We start from the raw sequence: 20,798 nt of genomic DNA on the forward strand, positions 1-20,798 counted from the left end.
AGTAGAGCTGCTTTGGGGGTTTGCAAAGGTTTCAGCCTGAAACTTTTACAAAATTCCCAAAAATCCCTTAGATTCTCTCTAATAAAGAATTTAAGGGATTTTTGGGAATTTTAGGTTACATTTTGTCCATTAACATCAAAATAACTATAGTGAATTCAATTTAAACTAATACAGCGTTGCCAGCACCCTTAATGTACTAGATGTACACAGCGAGCGTTGTTGCCTTGTCTGTGTTAATTTGAAACGACTATAAATTACAATTTAATTTCACGAGTTTCGTTGTTTACAGTTTCAGTAATTGCGAAGGTGCGACTATCCATATTCGCTACCAATTTCGAGGATACACCAGCTTCTTGGTTGTCCCACACGATTTCCAATTCTTTCGCGCTCAAAGCTTTCACGCTGAACGCGCCGTCAAATGCCGCAGAGCTATTGCGGAATTTCAACAAATTGAACAACTGTTGTACCACTGGACGTTGAACCGTTTCGTCAATTTCTGCCAAAGAGTAGTAATGACGGTTGATGTTGCGACCTTCTTTGGTGCGTTCCAACAATTCAATGTCATTTTCGCCAGCCAATAAGCCCACATAGTAAATTTGCGGAATGCCAGGGGCGAAACATTGCAACACACGCGCCAAAATATAAGCTTGGTCATTGTTGCCCAAAGCGGAATAGTAAGTACAGTTAATTTGGTAAATGTCCAAATTATTGTATTCAGCGGAGCTGTATTTTTTCTTCACGTTTGCGCCTTGTGCGTACAGGGCTTCGCGTGTGGCTTCGCATTCTTCGTCCGTCATCAAATCTTTCACGTCCACCACGCCGATGCCGTCATGCGTGTCCAAAGTGGTGAATTGTTTGCGTGGGCAGATTTCCATCCAGTTTACCAAACGGTCTACATTGCCGCTAAACAGCGTGTGCAACACCAACATCGGCAAGGCAAAATCGTACACATAATAATCATGTTCCGCGATTTTTAATTGGATTGTGTAGTGTTCGTGGATTTCAGGCAACACGGTAACATTGTGTGCATCCAAAACATCGGTACATTCTTTCAAGGTTTCCCAAATATCAGGTTCAACAAAGAAACAATTGGTGCCAAGGCGTTTGTTGGCATAGGCGAACGCGTCCAAACGGATAATTGCTGCACCTTGTTTGGACAAAAATTCCAAATTGTCTTTGATGAATTTTTTGGTGGTGGCGGTGGTTACGTCCAAATCCACTTGTTGCTCGTCAAATGTACACCATACTTTTTCTGATGTGCCGTCCGCAAATTCCGCCATGCGATAAGGGGCGCGTGGTTTGCGTTTGTAGATTAAATCCACTTGTTCTTCGGTGGGTTCGCCGCCGTTTTCTTTCCAGAAATCTTTGTAGCGAATGAACAAATCGCGGTATTCGGATTCGTCTTTTTTCGCCAAAAAGTCTTTGAAATAAGGCGATTGTGCGGAAATGTGATTGACCATGAAATCAAACATCAAGTAGTAATCTTTTGCCAAGGCTTGAATGTCGTTCCAATCGCCAAATGCGGGGTCCACTTTGGTGTAGTCCATCGGTGCAAAGCCACGGTCGCCCGATGATGGGAAAAACGGCAAAATATGTACGCCACCAATCACGCCTTGCAAATGTTTTTCCAAAACGTGTTTTAAATCTTTCAAATTGTTGCCCAAACTGTCGGAGTAAGTGATGAGCATGGCTTGATTTTTGACTTGCATGGTTATGTCCTTTTATGCATGTTGTGTAAGTTTATTACAATGATGCGGAATATAACATATTTTTTTAGGCTGTAAAGCTGTGTTTGCGAAAGTTTTACAAAGTGTTGTTTATTTTGATTATTATACCTAAATATTTATTTTTTATTTTAAACAATTATAAAAGTAAAAGGCAGCCTGAAAATATTTTTTCAGGCTGCCTATTTATCAAACATTTAACCTGTATTACGCAAACCTTGTGCTACACCATTAATCGTTTGATGCACCATTTGCAAAACATGTTGATTATCAGGCTCTTCGCGTAACTTACGCAATAAAGCAACTTGTAAGCCTCCGAGCGCATTCAAATAAGGAATTCGCAATGCCAAAGAACGTGCTAATGCGCGGTTATCCAACAGCAATTCATCGGTTTGCAAAATATCAAATAATGCTTGGAGACTGCGCTGATATTCTGCCTTAATAGTTGCAAAAATAGCAGCGCCGTGTTTGGCATCTTGACTCAACGCGGCATAGTGTTCTGCCAATGTTAAATCGGTTTTTGCCATAACTTGTTCCATATTAGACAACATGGCGCGGAAAAAAGGATTATGTTGTGCATGTTGTTGTAAGCTGTTCAGGCAGCCTGCATCTTTTTGACACAATTCTGCTACGGCACTACCAAAACCATACCATGCGGGCAACATTAAACGATTTTGTGTCCACGAGAAAACCCATGGAATCGCGCGTAAATCCTGAATGCGTGCCAATGTTTTGCGGCTGGCAGGACGACTGCCTAAATTCAGGCTGGCAATTTGTTCAATTGGACTGGTTTGCAAGAAATAATCAATAAAACCTTCGCGTGTAATCAAAGCACGATAATGTTTGAACGAACTTTCCGACAAGGCATTCATCAAATCAATATCAGGGTCTTGTACGGCTGGCAATAAGGTGGCTTCCAAAGTGGCAGCAACCAAAGTTTCCAAATTACGCGCGGCATTGCTGGCATCGCCATATTTTGCTGTAATCACTTCGCCTTGTTCGGTAATGCGGATTTGTCCGCCCACGCTGCCCGCAGGTTGTGCCAAAATTGCTTGGTAAGATGGGCCACCGCCACGTCCCACGCTACCACCACGGCCATGGAACAAACGAATGCGTACATCATACTTGCGGAACAATTCTACCAAGCCAATTTCTGCTTGATACAATCCCCAAGTGCTGCTGATGTAACCGCCATCTTTATTGCTATCGGAATAACCGAGCATGATTTCTTGGATATTATCGCGGCTGCTGATTAAAGCACGATACCAATCGCAAGAGAACAAGGTTTCCATAACTGAACGCGCGCTAGCAAGGGCTTCAATCGTTTCAAATAATGGCACAATATTGATGCGCGAAATTGGCAAGCCATTTTCCACGCGCAATAAGCCCGTCTCTTTTAAAATCAATGCCAAAGACAACAAATCGCTCGGGCGTTCGCAGTTAGAAATAATGCTTTGTGAAATGGCATCTTCGCCAAATTCCTGTTTAATTTGATTGGCTTCGCGGAAAATAGCTAATTCAGTACAAGTTTGTTCGCTGTATGCCACAAATGGGTTGAATAATGGACGCGGACTGCGCAATTCACGCAATAATACCGCTTGACGTTCATTTTCAGGCAGCCTGAAATAATCCTCCAAACCTGCGTGTTGGAATAGTTCAGCAACCACGCTTTCATGTTTTTCCGCATGTTGGCGCAAATCCAAAGGCATCAAATGGAAACCGCAACTAGACGCGATGCGAATAATATCCGCGATGCGCCCTGTGGCAATGATTTGGCTGCCATTATCACGCAAAGATGTTTGCAAGGTTTTTAAATCTTCCAAAAATTCAGCAGGTTGTGCGTAAGGTTCAGGACTCACACCAAAACGATAACCCAATGGAATACCCAGTTGATGTGCTTTACCAACCAAGCGCGACATAATATAAGCAATAGCACGGCGATAAGGTTCTTCTTGGCGTGCGACTTCGTTATTGGGCGATTTGGCAGACAAAATCATCACACCATCGCTCACATTTACGCGTCGAATAGACACGGGTAATTCTTGATATAAATTTTCTAATTCACGACGATAAAAATGAAACAGCGCGTCAGCATGACGCGTAAATGCCATACGCAAAGTTTCAGCAGAAACAAAAGGATTGCCATCGCGGTCGCCACCAATCCAACCACCAATTTTTAAAATATCTGGAATTTGAATATTAGGATAGGCAGCCTGAAAATGTTTTTCCATGCGTCGATATAGTTGTGGCAAGGCGTGGAAAAAACTCATTGGGAAAATATTCACGCCATTGTTGATTTCGTTTTTTACGCTGATTTTGAAATGCCGCGTTTCGCTGGTTTGCCACAAAGTTAGCAACACAATATCCATTTCTCGTTGCAATTCAGCAAGCGAATCGGCAGAGCGACAATATTCGCGGCGCGGTAACAAAGCGCGAATTTTGCGATGTGAAACCAATGTGGCTTGACGTTGCACTTCGGTTGGATGTGCAGTTAAAACAGGTGAAATTTGTGCTTGATTTAAGGCTGCCTGAATATCGGTTTCGTTTAATTGTTGTGTTTGAAATTTGTAAATGGTTTCAGCAATGCTGCCATCTTGCGTATCTTCGCCACTATTTTCATGAACCATGCGGCGACGTTCGTGATGCACATCTTCGGCAATATTCAAAATTTGTGCAAAAATACCCACTGCGGTAATCAGATTTTCGGTTTGCTCTTCGTTTAGCGAAGGGAGGATTTCAGTAATAATTTGGCTGCTATCATGGGATTTGGCAAGAATTTTGAGTGTATTGACCACAATTTCATCGGCATGTTCGTCCAAAATTTTGTAGAACGATGTGGTCATAAATTCCGCATCTGCAAGCAACTCGGCATCTTTGGGATTGTTGAGCAGTGAAAATTGCATGGGATTTCCTTTCAAATTTTGACATTTTTTTACATAAGAGGCAAAAAAGCATTGTAGCGATATTTTTCGGTGTAAACCATAGTTAATTGGGGATTTTTGTTTATAGTAACAAATAATGTTTTCAGGCTGCCTTTTGGTTTAGTGAATTCACTATAAATATAAAAATGATACAACGTAACATGACCACTATGTACAAATCGCACATATTAAGAAGACTGGCAGCGATGTATTATTTTTAATCTAAATAGGCAGCCTGAAACATGAATTTATAATTGTTCAAATTGTTCGGCAAATTGAGCAACCACTTGCCAGTCAGTAAATTCTACGGGTGTATCTATAGGTGTTAAACCTTTGCCCAGCCACATAATAAACCGAATAATGCGTCTGTCCCAAAAACTATAACGCGCATAGTCCAAGCGTCCTGCAAATACACCTGCTAAATTAGGTTGCCAAGTGATGCTATTGAGAAATTTGCGTGCGTAAGGATTGGTTTGTACCGTGTTGCGGTGTGGTTTTCTCGCCACCACATTCACGCTGAAAAAAGCCGCTGGCTTGGCTTGTAATAAAGCTGAATGTTGTTCTACAAATTGCTTGACTTCGGGTTGATGTTTGCCGTAGCGAATACTTGCGCCAATGAGAATTTTATCGGCTTGATGGAGCTGCTCTGCGTTTGCTTCACGCAAAGGTATAATGCTTATGGCGTGGTGTTTGGGTAGTGCGTTTGCTATGTAACGACAAATGGTTATGGTGTGTCCATCGGTAGTGGAATACAGTATCAATATTTTGCTCATTGTGGTTTCCTGTTTCCAAAAATAGTAATGATACCGCTTATATCAGTAGCCGTGTTGTGTCATGAAATAACATTTTTTCAGGCTGCCTACTTGGTTTTATCGGAAAACCATAGTTAATTAAAATAGAAATCAAACAAAGCGGCAGTATCATTTTTATTTTAAACAAATATATTTTGTATAGTCGTAGAAATGAAAATGCAGTACAAGGCGACAACGCCCGCCGTGTACGAATAGTACATAAGGGCGTTGGCAACGCCGTACTGCTTTTTCAGTTCTGCGACTATAGCTTATTAATTTTAAAAATATACATATTAACTGTCATAAAAGGCAGCCTGAAAGCATTATTTGCGCTAAATCAAAGTTTATTTATTATCTACTGCTATGATGCCAGTCCATTGTTTCTATATTTTTGGAGAATATTATGGAAGTAACGGTATCAGCTTTGGGTGCAGTCGTGGCATTAGCGATTGCTATCTTTTTGATTTTGAAAAAAGTACCTCCTGCATACGGCATGATTGCAGGTGCATTATTAGGCGGCTTGATTGGTGGGGCTGACTTGGTTTCCACAGTTGGCTTGATGATTAAGGGTGCGCAAGGTATCACAACTGCTGTGATGCGTATTTTGGCGGCTGGTGTTTTAGCTGGTGTCTTGATTGAATCGGGTGCAGCAACGGTTATTGCTGAAACGATTGTGAAAAAATTGGGTGAAGCGCGTGCATTATTGGCGTTGGCGATTGCTACTTTAATTTTAACGGCAGTAGGTGTATTTGTTGACGTAGCCGTAATTACCGTATCGCCGATTGCGTTGGCATTGGCAAAACGTGCCAACTTGTCTAAACCTGCAATTTTGTTGGCAATGATTGGTGGTGGCAAGGCAGGTAACCTAATTTCTCCAAACCCTAATGCGATTGCGGCTGCGGACGCATTTAAAGTGCCATTAACTGATGTGATGATGGCTGGGATTATTCCTGCTATTTTTGGTTTGATTTTGACTTATGTGTTAGCTAAACGTTTGACTTCTGGTAGTCGCGTGGAAGATAACGAAGTTGTAGTTTCCAATACCAACAATTTACCTCGTTTTATGGCAGCTATTACTGCACCATTGGTTGCAATTTTTCTGCTGGCATTGCGTCCTATTGCTGATATTACCATTGACCCATTAATTGCCTTGCCTGTGGGTGGTTTAATTGGCGCAGCTGTTATGGGTCGTATGAAAGATACCAATCATTTTGCGGTTACAGGTTTAAACAAAATGGCACCTGTGGCAATTATGTTGCTTGGTACAGGTGCATTAGCAGGAATTATTGGCAATTCAGGTTTGAAAGATGTGTTGATTTCATCATTAACCGCAATGGGTTTACCTGATTTCATTCTTGCTCCTGTGTCTGGTATTTTAATGTCATTGGCAACTGCATCTACAACCGCAGGTACAGCCGTTGCATCCAAAGTATTCGGTGCAACCTTGTTAGAATTGGGTGTAACAGGCATTGCTGCCGCAGCGATGATTCATGCTGGTGCAACTGTTGCCGACCATATGCCACACGGTTCATTCTTCCACGCAACGGGTGGTAGCGTGAACATGAGCATTAAAGAACGCCTGAAACTCATTCCATACGAAAGCGCGATTGGTTTGATTATGACGATTATTTCAATACTGATTTATGGTGTATTTCGTTAATTAAAGTGTAGAAAAAGGCAGCCTGAAACCTTTGCAAAACCCCAAAGCAGCTCTACTGCTTTGGGGTTTTCAACGAAAATAACGATAATTGATACAATATTTGCCCAAATTCTCTCACTTAACAGCCCATTTCAGGCTGCCTACCGCCTTTTCAAGCAGCAATAGGCACAATAAGCCTTAACTTGTTAGCTGCTTTCAACAAGTTCAAACACATCACTTTTAAATTCATTTGCCCTTTGACCTTATCCAAACCAAAATAGCTCGCACGTTTGCATTTAAACAAACGATGCAAAATGGCAAAACTTTGCTCCACACGATAACGCACTTTTGCTAATCCCTTATTGCGTTCAATATCATCACGATTTAATGGTTTATTGCGATGGGCTTTACGCATAATCCCATCTTTTAACTTGCTGTTTTCTAAAAATGCCCGATTATCTTTGCTGTCATAACCTTTATCTGCATACACGGTTACGCCTTCTTCAATCTTATCTAATACGCTTACCAAATGATTGACATCTACTACATTGGCCGGTGTAACGTGGATTTGTTCAATAAAACCCTCTGCATCAGTACGCGCATGCAGTTTGTAGCCCAAATGCCAATGTCCGCTTTTAATCGTCCATTTGGCATCTGTGTCTTTACTGGCTGGGCTGTTTACTTGTATAGTCGCAGAATTGAAAAATCATTACAGCGTTGCCAACGTCCTGATGTGTTTTCACACACGGCGGACGTTGTCGCCTTGTACTGCTTTTTCACTTCTACGACTATACTTGGGGCTGTTCTTGATTTTCGTTTTTTTCACTTACTTCAATGGCTTTTTTGAGTTTGCTACCTGCTGTTTGGATAATGGTTGCATCCACAATCGCTGTTTGGGCTTTTTCTACTTTCAGTTTGTTTTGGGCCAGTTGGTGGTTGATTTCTTGATTGAGTTCGTCTAATAAACCACCTTGCATTAACCAGTTACGAAAGCGGTTGAGTGTATAGTGAATTCAATTTAAACCAGTACAGCGTTGCCAGCTCCCTTATGTACTAGGTGTACACGGCGGTCGCTGTCGCCTTGTCCTGATTTAAATTGAATCCACTATACTGTGGTCGGGTAAATGCATTTCGTCTGGAAATTGACAAAAGATCATGAAATCCAATCGGGTAACCAGACTGCGTTCTAATTCAGGGTCGGAGAGACTGTGCCATTGTCCTAGTAATAACGCGAACTCGGGATAAGTCTTTCTTACTTCATTGGTAACAAAGACTTTTTTCCAAACATCATTGGCTTATAAGGAAACAGGCAATAGGCAGTCAAACCTGAAATCAAATTCAAGATAAAACCACGCTCCAAACGATGCCGAGTATGTTCAATTTGACACAAATTTTTCAGTTGCCCAAAAATGGTTTCTATAACACCACGTTTTTTAAGCAGCTTTTTCTGCTCACTTGTGTATTGTTTGGGTTTCATGCCTTTTTTGATACCCGTTAGTAAAGTAATGCCATATTTCTCTTTAAGCCAATCACTTAAATCTTTTCCAATATAGCCCCTATCCGCCACCAAAATGCCGAATAGGTGCTTTGCCATTTGTTTTAAACCTTGACGGTCATCCACATTGCCTGCGGTTAAGCAAAAATTGACCAGCTCACCCAAGTGGTTAAATACCGCATGCAATTTGAAACCGTAAAACCAGCCTGTACTGCTTTTGCCCCTTTGCGCGATGTTTTTAAACACTTTATGCGAGTGAATACGGCGATTGTGGCAAACCGACAAAGTGGTTGAATCCACCACACCTATACCTGTGCATTTGCCCATTTGGGTGGTTAAAAATACCAACATAGCAGGTAAGGCTCGTGTAGCCAGTTCCAAAAAGCGGTTGTAGCTGGGCATATTGGGGAAGTCTCGCTGCCAAATGGATTGGACTTGCCATTGGTAATAGGTTTTGAAATCACGCATGCGATATTGATGAAAAGCAATCAGTACGGTCATGATTTCTGCGGTACTGATACAACTTGGTCTATTACGAATTTTATTGTTTTTAATCAATTTGCTATTGAATTTGGGTTCAAATTCTTTGCAAAAATCATCAATTTGGCAGAAAAGTGCGGTAAGATAATCCATGTTAAAGGGCTTTCGTGATACTTGGTTGTGTGCAAACAATAGATTATCACGTTTGCCCTTTAATTTTTATGAAATTTCTTATCCCGAGTTCGCGTTAGTAATACTGCACGAAACATTGGCAACAGTGGATAAGCGGGACGTCCACCATTGTCGCGCAGATAAGCTACTTTTTTACTGGCAAGTGTGTTTTCAATGGCTTGCCAGTCTAGTAGTTGGGTGATTTTAAGTAGTGGAAATCGGTCGGTGTATTGATTCAACAGGGTTTGGGCTGATTGGTAGAAAAAGCTGTTCATGGAAAAATCCTCTAAATTCTTGGTTGGTGGGAATTTAGAGGATTTGTTGGGGTTTTGCAAAGGTTTCAGGATGCCTTTGAATTATTCAGCAGATGTTGTTTCAGTAACAATGGTTTCTACTTGCTGTAAGGTTGGTGTAGTGCGTGTAACATTGGGTTTGCCGTCATGTTGAATGCTCACGGCACGCGCTGGAACGATGGTGGAAATAGCGTGTTTGTACACCATTTGGGTAACTGATGTATTACGCAATAAAACGACATATTGGTCAAATGATTCTACTTGACCTTGTAATTTGATGCCATTTACCAAGTAGATAGAAACGGGAACATGTTCTTTGCGTAGCGCGTTCAAAAATGGGTCTTGCAGTAATTGTCCTTTGGTTGTCATTTTGTTCACTCCGTATTTGTTATGGTTTGGACAGATGCGAGTTATCTCGCTGAAAAAAAGCGAGATTGGATTTTAACGCGAAGTAGGGCGAGAAACCAAGTTTTTTCTGTGATTTTGTAAAGAAATATGGTTTTATGTGTGGAAATGGTATTGATGCTTCTCAATAGTGAATAGGTTAGAGGCTTGTATAGTGGATTCAATTTAAATCAGGACAAGACGACAGCGACCGCTGTGTACAACCGAGTACATAAGGGAGCTGGCAACGCTGTACTGGTTTAAATTAAATTCACTATAAACACGTTTTTTAAAGTTTTCAGGCTGCCTTTTGTTATCAGGCAGCCTGAAAATGGGATTATTGGATAATCATGCTTGCGCCTGCTATTTGGGCGAGTTGTTGCAGCGTGCCACTATCCATATGATGATGAATCAGTTGGCTAATATCGGCTAATATCGGCAAATGGCTGAGTTTTCTGGCTTGGACAATGGCGTCTATATCTAGGCGCAGATGGTCGCTGTGTGGATTGAATGTACCCGATTCGCCCAAAATAACGTATTGATTGCCACGCAAAACAATTTGTTCGGCTGCCATTAGCCAATCGCGCACGCTGTGGTGTGGGGCTTTGCAAATGATAACGGGAATATTCAGGCTGCCTAATTCGTGTAACAAAGTACGATTATCGGCTAAATCGCTGCCTATATAAAGCAAATCGGCTTGTGCATGAAGGGCAGCCTGAATATGCGTGCGGTCGCGAAGACGAATGGCAACCAGTTGATTTTGGATATGATGTGTTTCGCTGGTGTGGAGTAGGGTGCGTGTGAGTTCTTTTTCGCTGTTAGTTGGTGTGGGCAAGTAAGGATTACTGGGGCGATAAAAAGGGTCTAGTAATACGCCGTGCGTTGGTTTTTTCAGGCTGCTCATTGGGTGATGCAAATAACACATGGGTGCATCGCCGCCAATGGTTATGCCACGAATGTTGATTTGGGTGTCTTCCACCCATGCTTCACGGCTGATAATGCGCCAGTCGTGCATGATTTTAATGGCGCGTTGAACTTGGGGTAGGGTGGCGATTTCGGTGGGGTCAAATACGCGCTCATCGCCTACTGCGCCGATGATGGTATGTTCTTTGCCGCGTGAGATATGTTCGTGTAAACCACGCTGACGTATGGTGTCCACCACGCGAGCGATGGCGGTTTCATCGGCATTGGCTTGCATGACGATTATCATGGTATTTCCTTATGATTGGGTTTTCAGGTTGCCTTTTATAGTGGATTCAATTTAAATCAGGACAAGGCGACAGCGACCGCCGTGTACACATAGTACATAAGGGAGCTGGCAACGCTGTACTGGTTTAAATTGAATTCACTATAGGTAGAATAACTTTGAAAGTTTATTGTGTATCACAAAAGATAGCCTGAAAAATAAATTATTCAATAAAACAAGAAAAACAGGCAAAGTGTAGATAACTTTGCCTGTTTGCATGTGCTAGTTAGAATGGGATAAAGCCTGTTGGATTAACGGCTTTGCCATCTTCACGAATTTCAAAGTGCAATTTTTGTGTACCCAGTAAGCCCAATTGCTGACCACGTTTCACATCATCGCCTTCTTTGACTACAAAATTTTCCACATTACTGTATGCGGTTAAATATTGTTGCGTGTGTTGGAGCACAATCAAATTACCATATCCACGAGGACCTAAACCTTTGTAAATAACTTGTCCATCAGCAGCCGCTAAAATAGGCGTACCACGTGTCCCAGACAACTCTATACCACGCAAGGCTTCACTAAATGATTGCGCGATTTTGCCACCAACCAAAGGCGTTTGCCATGTGATGCCATTTTTGGTGCTACTACGAGCTTGCGTAATTGTTGGCGTTGGTGTGTTATTGACTGCGACAGGTGCGGTGGTTGCCGTAGTAGCTGCTGCAACAACAGGAGTTGTGGTGGATACAGGCGGTTGCGTGATTACGGGTGCTGTTGAGTTTGCAACAGGCGTAGCGTAATTTGGTGCAGTCGGCTGTGTTGGGTAAGTAGGTATGCTAGGTTGCTGCGTTACCACAGGTGTTGGTGGCGGTTGATACGCTGGTACTTGTGGTCGGCTAACAACGGTTGAATTGCCTTGTACGCGCAAAATTTGCCCTTTTTGGATATTATCTGTCTGCAAATTATTCCATGCACGAAGTTGGTCTTGGCTAACGTTGTATTTTTTCGCTAGGCTATACAGGGAATCGCCCGCCACAACGCGGTGCGTTCCAGCAGCAAGGGTGGTGCTGGAAGACGTGTTGTTTTTACCTGTATAGCCCTGTGGCTTTACCCGTAGTGTTTGACCTATTTTGATGGTGTTATCGGATAAATTATTCCAAGAGCGTAATTGTTCTTGGCTGATGCCATAACGTTTGGAAATATTAAATACGGTGTCGCCAGAAACCACGCGGTGATGCGTTGCATTTACATCTACAGGTGGATAATTACCAACGGTGCTATAAGCTGGACTAGCAGGTGCAGTATATGTAGGCTGTGTATATGCAGGTTGTGTGTAAGCAGTTGTATCAGGCGTATAAGTGGCAGCCGTGCCATATGGGTCAGCTACGGCGGCAGGTGGTGTATAAACGGTACCTGTTGCAGGTGCGGTGCCATAAGGTGTGGCAACCGTGCCGTAAGGTGTAGTTACTGTGCCGTTGTTGTAACCATAACCAGCAGTATTTGCAGTTGTTGGAACGGTGGCCGTGCCATAAGGCGTAGTTACTGTGCCGTTGTTGTAACCATAACCAGCAGTATTTGCAGTTGTTGGAACAGTAGCCGTGCCATAAGGTGTAGTGACTGTGCCGTTGTTGTAACCATAACCAGCAGTATTTGCAGTTGTTGGAACAGTAGCCGTGCCATAAGGTGTTGTTACTGTACCATTGTTATAACCGTAACCATCTATGCCAGAAACAACAGGTGCAGATGTGCCTGCAGTGGTACATGCAGAAAGAATGATGGCTGCGGTTGCAGACAACAGCCAGCGAGTTTGTATCGGTTTCATGGGGGGACCTTTTGAATATTCGGGTTCAAGAAACAAAACGCGCATACAAGCGCGAACGCATCATGTGCGTAAACAATAGTGAAATCATACCGTTTTGTGTGTACTTTGGGCAAGTGTTGTGCATGTTTTCAGGCTGCCTTGATATAAATTGATGCAAATTTGTTTCAGGCTGCCTATGTAGTTTTAAGAAATATCTAAAAATATTGTAGATACAGTTTCAACACACATTATTTTTCTATCAAATCCACCATTAAAGTATTATCGCGGATAACGGCAGCCTGAATATGATGTGTTTTGAAATAGGGTGCAAACGCAGCGAATACAGCTAAATTGACTTGTATAATTTTAGCTTGCGTATCCAGTGTCAGTTTTTTGGTGCGAATATCGCCCCATACACGTTCTGCCCCTTTTGCCAATAAGCCAGCCGCCCAACTACCAAAACTGTATTTAAACTTTAAAGCATCATCAGTATGCCCAATCAACGTTAATTGCAGTTCCAGCAGATAATTGACACGGATTTGATTATCGCCTGTTTGCGTGAAACGTATGACCTTGCCACTTTGTTTGTGTGCCAAGTTTTCCAAATCATTGAGAGAATAACTTAATTGTTGCATGATAAAAATTCAAAAAATAATGTTTTCAGGCTGCCTATTGTGTATACAATAAAAATCAAAATGTAGCCTGAAACTTTTTTACTTTGTTGTTTTGGACATTTGTATCAGAAAATTATCAAATACAAATTGGCATATTCATTTTTCGGGTACGAATAGACAGCCTGAAACCATGAAAACACTTTTCAGGCTGCCTATCGCGATTTAATCTGAAAAAATCGCTTTAAACCACAACACCATACCGTCCCACAAGCGACCAAAGAAACCTGCTTCTTCCACTGCTTTTAACGCTACAACAGGTTGTTCTACAATCACTTTGTCGCCGTCCATTAATTTCAATACGCCTAGTTGCTGACCTGCTTTGACAGGGGCTAACACAGGCTCAGTGGTTTCCAAAATATGCTTGGTATTCGCCCCTTTATCGCGTGGCAAAGTAACAAAAGTATCGTATTGGAAACCAATTTCTACATTGCTGTCCGAGCCTTTGTAGACGCGTAAATTATTAATCACTTGACCTTTTTGATAAATTTTTTGTGTATCAAAACCTTGCAATGCGTAGTTCAATAATTTGCTGCTTTCCGTAGCGCGTGCTTCTTGGCTTGCCGTACCAATCACGATGCTAATGACACGGCGACCATCGCGTTTACTGGATGCAATTAAATTGTAACCTGCGCTATTGGTATGACCTGTTTTTAAACCGTCCACATTCGGGTCGCGGAACAATAATAAATTGCGGTTAGGTTGACGGATGCCGTTGTAAGTAAATTCTTTTTTCGCATAGATAGGGTAATTTTTAGGAAAATCACGAATAATCGCTGCCGATAAAATTGCCAAATCTTTGACCGTAGTTAAGTGCGTTTTACCTGGTAAACCTGTTGAGTTTTCAAAATGTGTGTGATTCATGCCCAAGCGTTTGGCTTCTGCATTCATCATGGCGACAAATGCTTGTTCGCTACCTGCAATGCCTTCTGCCAAAGTAACTGCCGCATCGTTGCCCGATTGAATAATCAAGCCATGAATCAAATCTTTGACACTAACAGATTTATTCATTTCCAAAAACATGCGCGAACCTTCGCTTTTCCAAGCGCGTTCGGAAACAGTCAGCATTTGATTAGCGGTTAATTTGCCTTCTTCCAATGCTTTGAAAGTCAGATAAGCAGTCATCAATTTGGTCAGCGAGGCAGGCTCAACTTGTTGTTCCAAACCTTTTACTGCAAGTATTTGATTGCTTTGTAAATCTTGTACTAAATAAGCGGTAGCTGCAATGTCGGGTAAGGCAATGGAGCCAACGGGTAGCACGAGAGGTGCGTTAGCTGTTTTGGTGGTGCTACTGGGTGTGAGTACAGGCGTGATTTCAGGTGCAGCCCATGCGACTTGTCCGCCTAATAGAAATGTTAATGTAAATGTAGATAAGATTTTTTTCATCATAAATAAAACTCAATATGTGTTCAGGCTGCCTGAAATATATGCCTCATCTTTATCTTTGCCATATTTCTTTATCATACATTTTTTAATGTTGCCATGATTTTGAATGGTTAGTATGGAGTTGGCAAAGATTGCAGCCTGAAAATAGAAAATTCTGCTAAAAATGTTTGATTATAACGTGAAATAGATGTTAAGGCAGCCTGAAAAAACAAATTTTGTCTTTTCAGGCTGCCTATTTTTGCGGATTATCGGGCGGATTGCCCCGTTACATCAATCACCCAAACTTCCGATTGCGAACCCAAGCGAAACGGCACGCCCCAAAAGCCAAATCCAGATGTAACAAAAAAATGTGTATTGTTGATTTTGCCATAACCATAGGAAATATGGTTTAAATATTTCACAATAAAATTGGCAGGGAAAACTTGCCCATTATGTACATGCCCTGACACTTGAACATCAATCGGCAAAGTGCTGTGTTGTTTCACTTCATCAGGGCGATGGTCAATCAAAAACACGGGTTGTTGGGTGTTCACTTGTCGCAGCAAATGTGCGGTTTTGGCACGGTCTCGTGCAAGATTATCGGGGCGACCGACCACCCAAAAACGATTGTCCACCAGTTTGACCTCATCGGTTAAAACCGTTATGCCAGCGTCTTCCAGCGCACGCGTAATGGCACGGTTTTGGCGAATATCGTGGTTGCCTAACGTGGCATACACGCCTAGTGGTGCGCGCAATTTTTGCAGATGCGGTTTCATATTTTCCGCTTCGTATGCCACAGTATCATCGTCCATAATGTCGCCTGGTAACAAAATCACGTCCACTTTTTCACGCTGCATGATGTTTGCCAATTTGTCCAATTGCCGTGCGCCGACCAATACGCCCAAATGGGTGTCCGCTGCCATGCCGATGCGAACGGGTTTGGCAAGCGGTTTATTGATGACAATTTTGGCGTGGTGCACGGTGGGTGTATAGGCGTTATACAGAGCAAGTGCAAAAAAGCCAATTAAAATCAAAGGGGAAATCATGCGTAATCCGCGTGCGCGTTTTTCAGGCTGCCTGAAAATAAAGCGGCAACCGTATTCCAAAAATAAGATGATTAAACTGGTAAACAATGTGAATAACAGTAAAACCATCCATACGGCGGATAGGCGAAACATGATGTGAATACGGAAAAATAGGGCGGAAATCAGTAAGCCGTTGCCTAACAAAAAGCTGGCGAGATAGACAAATTTGCGTTTGATGGGCGTGTTGATAGCGAACAACCAAATCACAAATCGGGCGAAAAAATAGGTAAACAGTTGTAAGATAAAAAGGGTAAAAATAGAGAAAAATTTCATGGTGTTATCTTTGTTTATTTTTGTTTTTCAGGCTGCCTTATTTGGGAAAAGGCAGCCTGAAAACTTAATCCAATGCTTGCAATAGGGATTGGGCAAACGGTGTCCACATCAGCGCGGGTGCGCCGCTATTTTTCAGTTGCAGATTTGTCCAAGTATTACAGGTCATAAACGCGTGATAGCGTCCGTGTGCTTCATAAAATGCGTCCAAATCGGTGTACGCTACATTTTTGATGGCGATGCTTTTGCCATTTTGTCGCACAAAATATTGGGCGATATGTTGGCTTAAACGTTGATATTGTTCGGGCGACAACATGATTTTGGCGACACGCGCATCTTGTTCATCAGGTTCGGCAGCCTGAAAACTGACGTGCAACGCGGTTTGATTGAGGCCTGAAATGGCTTTGATGGCGGTACTGGCTTTCAAATCTGCCCATGTGGGTGTTTCCAAATAAAAACCTTTATCGCCCCAGCCGATGCTGACCCATTGCGCGATAAATTGCGCTTGCTTGGTATCGGTTTCGCTGACCCAATCACGCCATTGCCATTGTGCGGTTTCCATCGGCATCACAATATCGCTATGTGCGCCGTTGCTGACAATGTACACCGCAATGGTTTGGTGGCTGGCATCGGGTTGTTCACGATTGACGCGCCATTGTCCCAAACTCCATGCGGCAAATAAATAGCTGGCGAGTAATGCCAAAATCGCCACACCGATGCCCATCAGTATGGCGAAACATTTTTTCAGGCTGCCTGACATGATTGTTCCTTTTTGATTTTGATGCTATTTTTTCAGGCTGCTTTTTTATAATAAAGGCAGCCTGAAAATATTAGACATGGAAACTTTCGCCGCAACCGCAGCTTTCTTTCACATTTGGGTTTTCAAATTTGAAACCTTCTTGCAAACCCTCTTTGGTGTAGTCCACGACTGTGCCGTCTAGGTAAACATGGGATTTGGGGTCAATGAAAATTTTCACGCCCAAATCTTCAAACACCAAATCATCGGCTTGGATTTCGTCCACAAATTCCATGGTGTATGCCATGCCAGAACAGCCACTTGTTTTCACGCCCAAGCGTATGCCTTCGCCTTTGCCGCGTTTGGCGAGAAAATTGCTGATGTGGGTGGCGGCGCGTTGTGTGATGCTAATCATATTTTTCCTTTGATTTGATTGATAAAGTATTTTTCAGGCTGCCTTTTAGTACACGACAATTTTTGATGTTGCCACTAACCTACTCCCTCCCTCTATGCAAGGGGGCTGGGGTGAGGGTTAGAAACCCAACGAGCCACCCCCACCCTAACCCTCCCCCGCCAGCAGGGGAGGGAACAGGTTTCAGGCAGCCCAACGATTTTTGTCGTGTACTGAAAGGCAGCCTGAAAACATTATGCTGCTTGTTTTTGGCGATAATCTTCAATCGCGGCTTTAACCGCGTCTTCCGCCAAAATGGAGCAATGTACTTTTACAGGTGGCAATTCCAATTCCGAAGCGATGTCGCTGTTTTTAATCGCCAAAGCCTCGTCCAAGCTTTTGCCTTTTACCATTTCGGTAATCAAGCTGGAAGACGCAATCGCTGAACCGCAACCGTAAGTTTTGAACTTCGCGTCTTCAATGATGCCTTGTTCGTTCACTTTGATTTGCAATTTCATCACATCGCCGCAAGCGGGCGCACCCACCATGCCTGTGCCAACGTCTTGGTCGTCTTTGTTGAACGAGCCAACGTTGCGTGGGTTTTCGTAGTGGTCAATCACTTTATCGCTGTATGCCATGATGTATGTTCCTTATGTTTTGTTTATAAAAGGTTTTTGTTGAAAAAATTGTTTTCAGGTAGCCTGAAAAGTCTTGTAGGTCAGGCATAAATGCCCGACAATTTTGTATTTTTCGGGAATGTCGGGCATCAATGCCCGACCTACGGTACTAAAAATCAACTCTTATGGCTTTGCCAACACCATTTACCATGCAGCCATAATAAGCATATTTTTCTGGCTCTGTAGATTTTAAAACATTAAACTCCCCGCCCGCTTGTTCACAACTTTGTTTATATGCAAGTGCTTTTTGCGGTAAATCGGTTCGCTGATTCTGTACAGATTTCGGTAAATCAGTTTGCTGATTTTGTACAGATTGAGTGGAAGTACATGCAGCCAAACCACTCAAACATAAAATATAAATGTATTTTTTCATTTTATTATTTCCTTGAAATATTGTTTTTAGGCTGCCTGAAACCGCCATTTTACCTTTTTCAGGCAGCCTGAAAACGTAAATCACAATGGAATTAGTGCTCCACCCACTCCACTTTGCTCAAATCAATACCATCTTTAAACATTTCCCACAAAGGCGACAAATCGCGCAATTTGCCGATTTTCGCTTTAATCAAATCGGCGGCGAAAGCCACTTCTTCTTCTGTGGTCATGCGACCGAAGGTAACGCGCAAAGTCTTGTAGGTCGGGCATTGATGCCCGACAATTTTGTATTTTTCGGGAATGTCGGGCATTAATGCCCGACCTACGGTACTATGGTTTGCGTTTGCGGAAAGGTGGTATTCACGTTTTCCAAGCGCGAAATACTGTGTATCAGTTCCACAATGTTTTTCTTGGCGAGAAAACGGTTTTGGACAAGGGTTAGGGCGAATTTGTTTTGCATTTCAGGCTGCCTGAAAGATGTAGGTTTGGTTGCAAAACCCAATATTTTCGTATTTCAAATTTCCAGCTATTGATGTTGGGTTTTCAACCCAACATTGTATTAAATATTAAAGGCTGCTTTAATCTGACGTCTAACAGAAAAAATAACCAATGGTGTAATTACAAGCAATATTACTGCTAAACTAGTATGAATATTCCATAATGCAAAAAAGATACCAAAACTAAATATAGAAGTGGAAATTAGAGATAATTTTTCTAAATTTTGGGTTGCCTTATAGTAATCTTCTTCAAGTTCTTCTTCTAATTTTGCTTTATCTTGTTTATTAAGACTTATCCCTTTGTTTATTTCATCTATATCTTTATCTATTTCATCATTATGAAAAGTTAAAATATCTATCAAGACTAAATATGATGATATTGTCATGCTAATAATAAACAAGGTCATACTAATGAGAAATAAATATGATAAATCTGCATTGTTATTTCCTGAATTCTCAACAAAAAAAGTAAATGAACCAATAGTTATGGCACTATTTAACCACCTCTGCCTTAATCTCATAGATTGTATTTTATTAATTTCCATAGTTCTTACTTAAATTTATTTTTGTATTTCAGGCTGTCTAAAATGATATTCAATCTTTTCAGGCAGCCTGAAAACTCAAATCAAAATGGAATTAGTGCTCCACCCATTCCACTTTGCTCAAATCAATACCATCTTTAAACATTTCCCACAAAGGCGACAAATCGCGCAATTTACCGATTTTCGCTTTAATCAAATCAGCGGCAAATGCCACTTCTTCTTCTGTGGTCATGCGACCGAAGGTTACGCGCAAAGAGCTGTGCGCCAATTCGTCATTGCGACCCAAAGCGCGCAAAACGTAGCTTGGCTCCAAACTTGCCGAAGTACACGCTGAACCGCTTGATACCGCGATTTCTTTTACCGCCATAATCAAGCTCTCGCCTTCCACATAGTTGAAACTCACGTTCAAATTGGTGGCAACGCGGTTCGCCATATCGCCATTGATGTACACTTCTTCAATGCCTTCAATGCCTTTCAAGAAAATTTCGCGCAATTTCAAAGCGTGAGCAGTGTCTTTTTCCAACTCTTCACGCGCAATGCGGAAAGCTTCGCCCATGCCAACGATTTGGTGCGTAGGCAAAGTACCAGAACGGAAACCGCGCTCATGACCACCACCGTGCATTTGCGCTTCTAAGCGTACACGTGGTTTGCGGCGAACGTACAACGCGCCAATGCCTTTGGGGCCGTAAATTTTGTGGGCAGACATGGACAACAAATCCACTTGCGCTGCTTCCACATCAACAGGCGTTTTACCGCAAGCTTGCGCGGCATCAACGTGGAAAATAATCTTGTTTTCGCGGCAGAATGCGCCAATCGCTGGAATGTCCTGAATCACGCCAATTTCGTTGTTTACCCACATTACTGAAATCAAAATGGTGTCAGAGCGTACGGCTGCTTTCAACACGTCCAAATCAATCAAACCGTTTTCTTGCACGTCCAAATAAGTAACTTCAAAGCCTTGACGTTCCAATTCGCGCATGGTGTCCAAAACGGCTTTGTGTTCGGTTTTTACGGTAATCAGGTGTTTGCCTTTGGTTTTGTAGAATTGTGCCGCGCCTTTGATTGCCAAGTTGTTGGATTCGGTTGCGCCGCTTGTCCACACGATTTCTTTGCTGTCAGCGTTAATCAGTTTGGCAACTTCGTTGCGGGCGTTTTCTACGGCTTCTTCTGCCGTCCAGCCGTAGGCGTGGCTGTTGGAAGCTGGGTTACCAAATTCATTGGTCAAATAGGGCATCATTTTGTCTAAAACACGTTTGTCCAATGGGGTGGTGGCGGCGTAGTCTAAATAAATGGGTTTGTTCATGGAT

20 protein-coding genes and 3 pseudogenes are annotated in these 20,798 nt (G+C 42.4%); 1 reads left to right on the top strand and 22 read right to left on the bottom strand.

What is annotated here, in order from left to right; genetic code table 11:
- Window positions 1-254: 254 nt before the first annotated feature.
- The 3 genes from gtfA to hemG all read right to left on the bottom strand — a co-directional run bounded on the left by gtfA (window position 255) and on the right by hemG (window position 5,418).
- Window positions 255-1,709, bottom strand: coding sequence for a sucrose phosphorylase (gene gtfA, locus MIS45_RS04165; protein ID WP_249451107.1), 1,455 nt, complete (start codon window positions 1,707-1,709; stop codon window positions 255-257).
- 212 nt (window positions 1,710-1,921) lie between these two features.
- Window positions 1,922-4,627 carry a phosphoenolpyruvate carboxylase gene (gene ppc, locus MIS45_RS04170; protein WP_249451108.1) on the bottom strand — a complete coding sequence of 902 codons (2,706 nt, stop codon included), beginning with the start codon at window positions 4,625-4,627 and terminating at the stop codon, window positions 1,922-1,924.
- Between the two features lie 266 nt (window positions 4,628-4,893).
- Entirely contained in the window at window positions 4,894-5,418 is a 525-nt protein-coding gene (gene hemG, locus MIS45_RS04175; RefSeq protein WP_249451109.1) for a menaquinone-dependent protoporphyrinogen IX dehydrogenase, read from the bottom strand.
- A 421-nt stretch (window positions 5,419-5,839) separates the two neighbouring features.
- On the opposite strand from hemG, the gene MIS45_RS04180 reads away from it, so the two are divergent.
- Window positions 5,840-7,096: a GntP family permease gene (locus MIS45_RS04180; RefSeq protein ID WP_249443373.1), complete on the top strand. Its 1,257-nt coding sequence runs from the start codon at window positions 5,840-5,842 to the stop codon at window positions 7,094-7,096.
- A 151-nt stretch (window positions 7,097-7,247) separates the two neighbouring features.
- Here the strand turns inward: MIS45_RS04180 and MIS45_RS04185 are convergent, their stop codons facing one another.
- From MIS45_RS04185 to MIS45_RS04270, 19 genes and pseudogenes are all read right to left on the bottom strand, one after another.
- The gene (locus MIS45_RS04185) at window positions 7,248-7,763 is read right to left on the bottom strand and encodes a transposase (RefSeq protein ID WP_430472165.1); all 516 of its coding nucleotides are present in this window, start codon (window positions 7,761-7,763) and stop codon (window positions 7,248-7,250) included.
- Window positions 7,764-7,882: 119 nt separating this feature from the next.
- Window positions 7,883-7,980, bottom strand: a pseudogene (locus MIS45_RS11460) (IS5/IS1182 family transposase); the annotation flags it as partial.
- A 204-nt stretch (window positions 7,981-8,184) separates the two neighbouring features.
- Window positions 8,185-8,307: pseudogene (locus MIS45_RS11465) on the bottom strand (transposase); the annotation flags it as partial.
- A 20-nt stretch (window positions 8,308-8,327) separates the two neighbouring features.
- A complete protein-coding gene (locus tag MIS45_RS04195) occupies window positions 8,328-9,203 on the bottom strand; it encodes an IS982 family transposase (protein ID WP_249450967.1) in 876 nt (291 codons plus the stop codon).
- Window positions 9,204-9,262: 59 nt separating this feature from the next.
- Complete coding sequence (locus tag MIS45_RS04200; RefSeq protein WP_249451110.1) at window positions 9,263-9,496, bottom strand: transposase; 234 nt, start codon at window positions 9,494-9,496, stop codon at window positions 9,263-9,265.
- An 81-nt stretch (window positions 9,497-9,577) separates the two neighbouring features.
- Window positions 9,578-9,883, bottom strand: coding sequence for an RNA chaperone Hfq (hfq, locus tag MIS45_RS04205; RefSeq protein WP_249444751.1), 306 nt, complete (start codon window positions 9,881-9,883; stop codon window positions 9,578-9,580).
- A gap of 352 nt (window positions 9,884-10,235) precedes the next feature.
- A complete protein-coding gene (locus tag MIS45_RS04210; RefSeq protein WP_249451111.1) occupies window positions 10,236-11,108 on the bottom strand; it encodes a 3-deoxy-D-arabino-heptulosonate 7-phosphate synthase in 873 nt (290 codons plus the stop codon).
- Between the two features lie 262 nt (window positions 11,109-11,370).
- A complete protein-coding gene (locus MIS45_RS04215; RefSeq protein WP_249451112.1) occupies window positions 11,371-12,906 on the bottom strand; it encodes a LysM peptidoglycan-binding domain-containing protein in 1,536 nt (511 codons plus the stop codon).
- A 227-nt stretch (window positions 12,907-13,133) separates the two neighbouring features.
- Window positions 13,134-13,520 carry a hypothetical protein gene (locus MIS45_RS04220; protein ID WP_249451113.1) on the bottom strand — a complete coding sequence of 129 codons (387 nt, stop codon included), beginning with the start codon at window positions 13,518-13,520 and terminating at the stop codon, window positions 13,134-13,136.
- 201 nt (window positions 13,521-13,721) lie between these two features.
- Window positions 13,722-14,942, bottom strand: a complete 1,221-nt coding sequence (locus MIS45_RS04225; RefSeq protein ID WP_249451336.1) for a D-alanyl-D-alanine carboxypeptidase family protein — start codon at window positions 14,940-14,942, stop codon at window positions 13,722-13,724.
- Between the two features lie 245 nt (window positions 14,943-15,187).
- Entirely contained in the window at window positions 15,188-16,279 is a 1,092-nt protein-coding gene (locus MIS45_RS04230) for a metallophosphoesterase (RefSeq protein ID WP_249451114.1), read from the bottom strand.
- Between the two features lie 64 nt (window positions 16,280-16,343).
- A complete protein-coding gene (locus MIS45_RS04235; protein WP_249451115.1) occupies window positions 16,344-17,036 on the bottom strand; it encodes a TIGR02117 family protein in 693 nt (230 codons plus the stop codon).
- A gap of 70 nt (window positions 17,037-17,106) precedes the next feature.
- On the bottom strand, window positions 17,107-17,427 hold the full coding sequence (gene iscA, locus MIS45_RS04240; RefSeq protein WP_249447397.1) for an iron-sulfur cluster assembly protein IscA: 321 nt from the start codon (window positions 17,425-17,427) through the stop codon (window positions 17,107-17,109).
- 230 nt (window positions 17,428-17,657) lie between these two features.
- Window positions 17,658-18,041 carry a Fe-S cluster assembly scaffold IscU gene (iscU, locus tag MIS45_RS04245; protein ID WP_249451116.1) on the bottom strand — a complete coding sequence of 128 codons (384 nt, stop codon included), beginning with the start codon at window positions 18,039-18,041 and terminating at the stop codon, window positions 17,658-17,660.
- A 148-nt stretch (window positions 18,042-18,189) separates the two neighbouring features.
- The gene (locus MIS45_RS04250; RefSeq protein WP_249451117.1) at window positions 18,190-18,453 is read right to left on the bottom strand and encodes a hypothetical protein; all 264 of its coding nucleotides are present in this window, start codon (window positions 18,451-18,453) and stop codon (window positions 18,190-18,192) included.
- Between the two features lie 91 nt (window positions 18,454-18,544).
- Window positions 18,545-18,712 (bottom strand): annotated as a pseudogene (locus tag MIS45_RS04255) (IscS subfamily cysteine desulfurase); the annotation flags it as partial.
- 62 nt (window positions 18,713-18,774) lie between these two features.
- Window positions 18,775-18,954, bottom strand: a complete 180-nt coding sequence (locus tag MIS45_RS04260; RefSeq protein ID WP_249451118.1) for a hypothetical protein — start codon at window positions 18,952-18,954, stop codon at window positions 18,775-18,777.
- 57 nt (window positions 18,955-19,011) lie between these two features.
- Window positions 19,012-19,494, bottom strand: a complete 483-nt coding sequence (locus MIS45_RS04265) for a hypothetical protein (RefSeq protein ID WP_249451119.1) — start codon at window positions 19,492-19,494, stop codon at window positions 19,012-19,014.
- Window positions 19,495-19,585: 91 nt separating this feature from the next.
- Complete coding sequence (locus MIS45_RS04270) at window positions 19,586-20,794, bottom strand: IscS subfamily cysteine desulfurase (RefSeq protein ID WP_249451120.1); 1,209 nt, start codon at window positions 20,792-20,794, stop codon at window positions 19,586-19,588.
- Window positions 20,795-20,798 lie beyond the last annotated feature (4 nt).

It is taken from the genome of Wielerella bovis, assembly GCF_022354465.1.
In the GTDB taxonomy this organism is placed as follows: Bacteria; Pseudomonadota; Gammaproteobacteria; order Burkholderiales; family Neisseriaceae; genus Wielerella; species Wielerella bovis.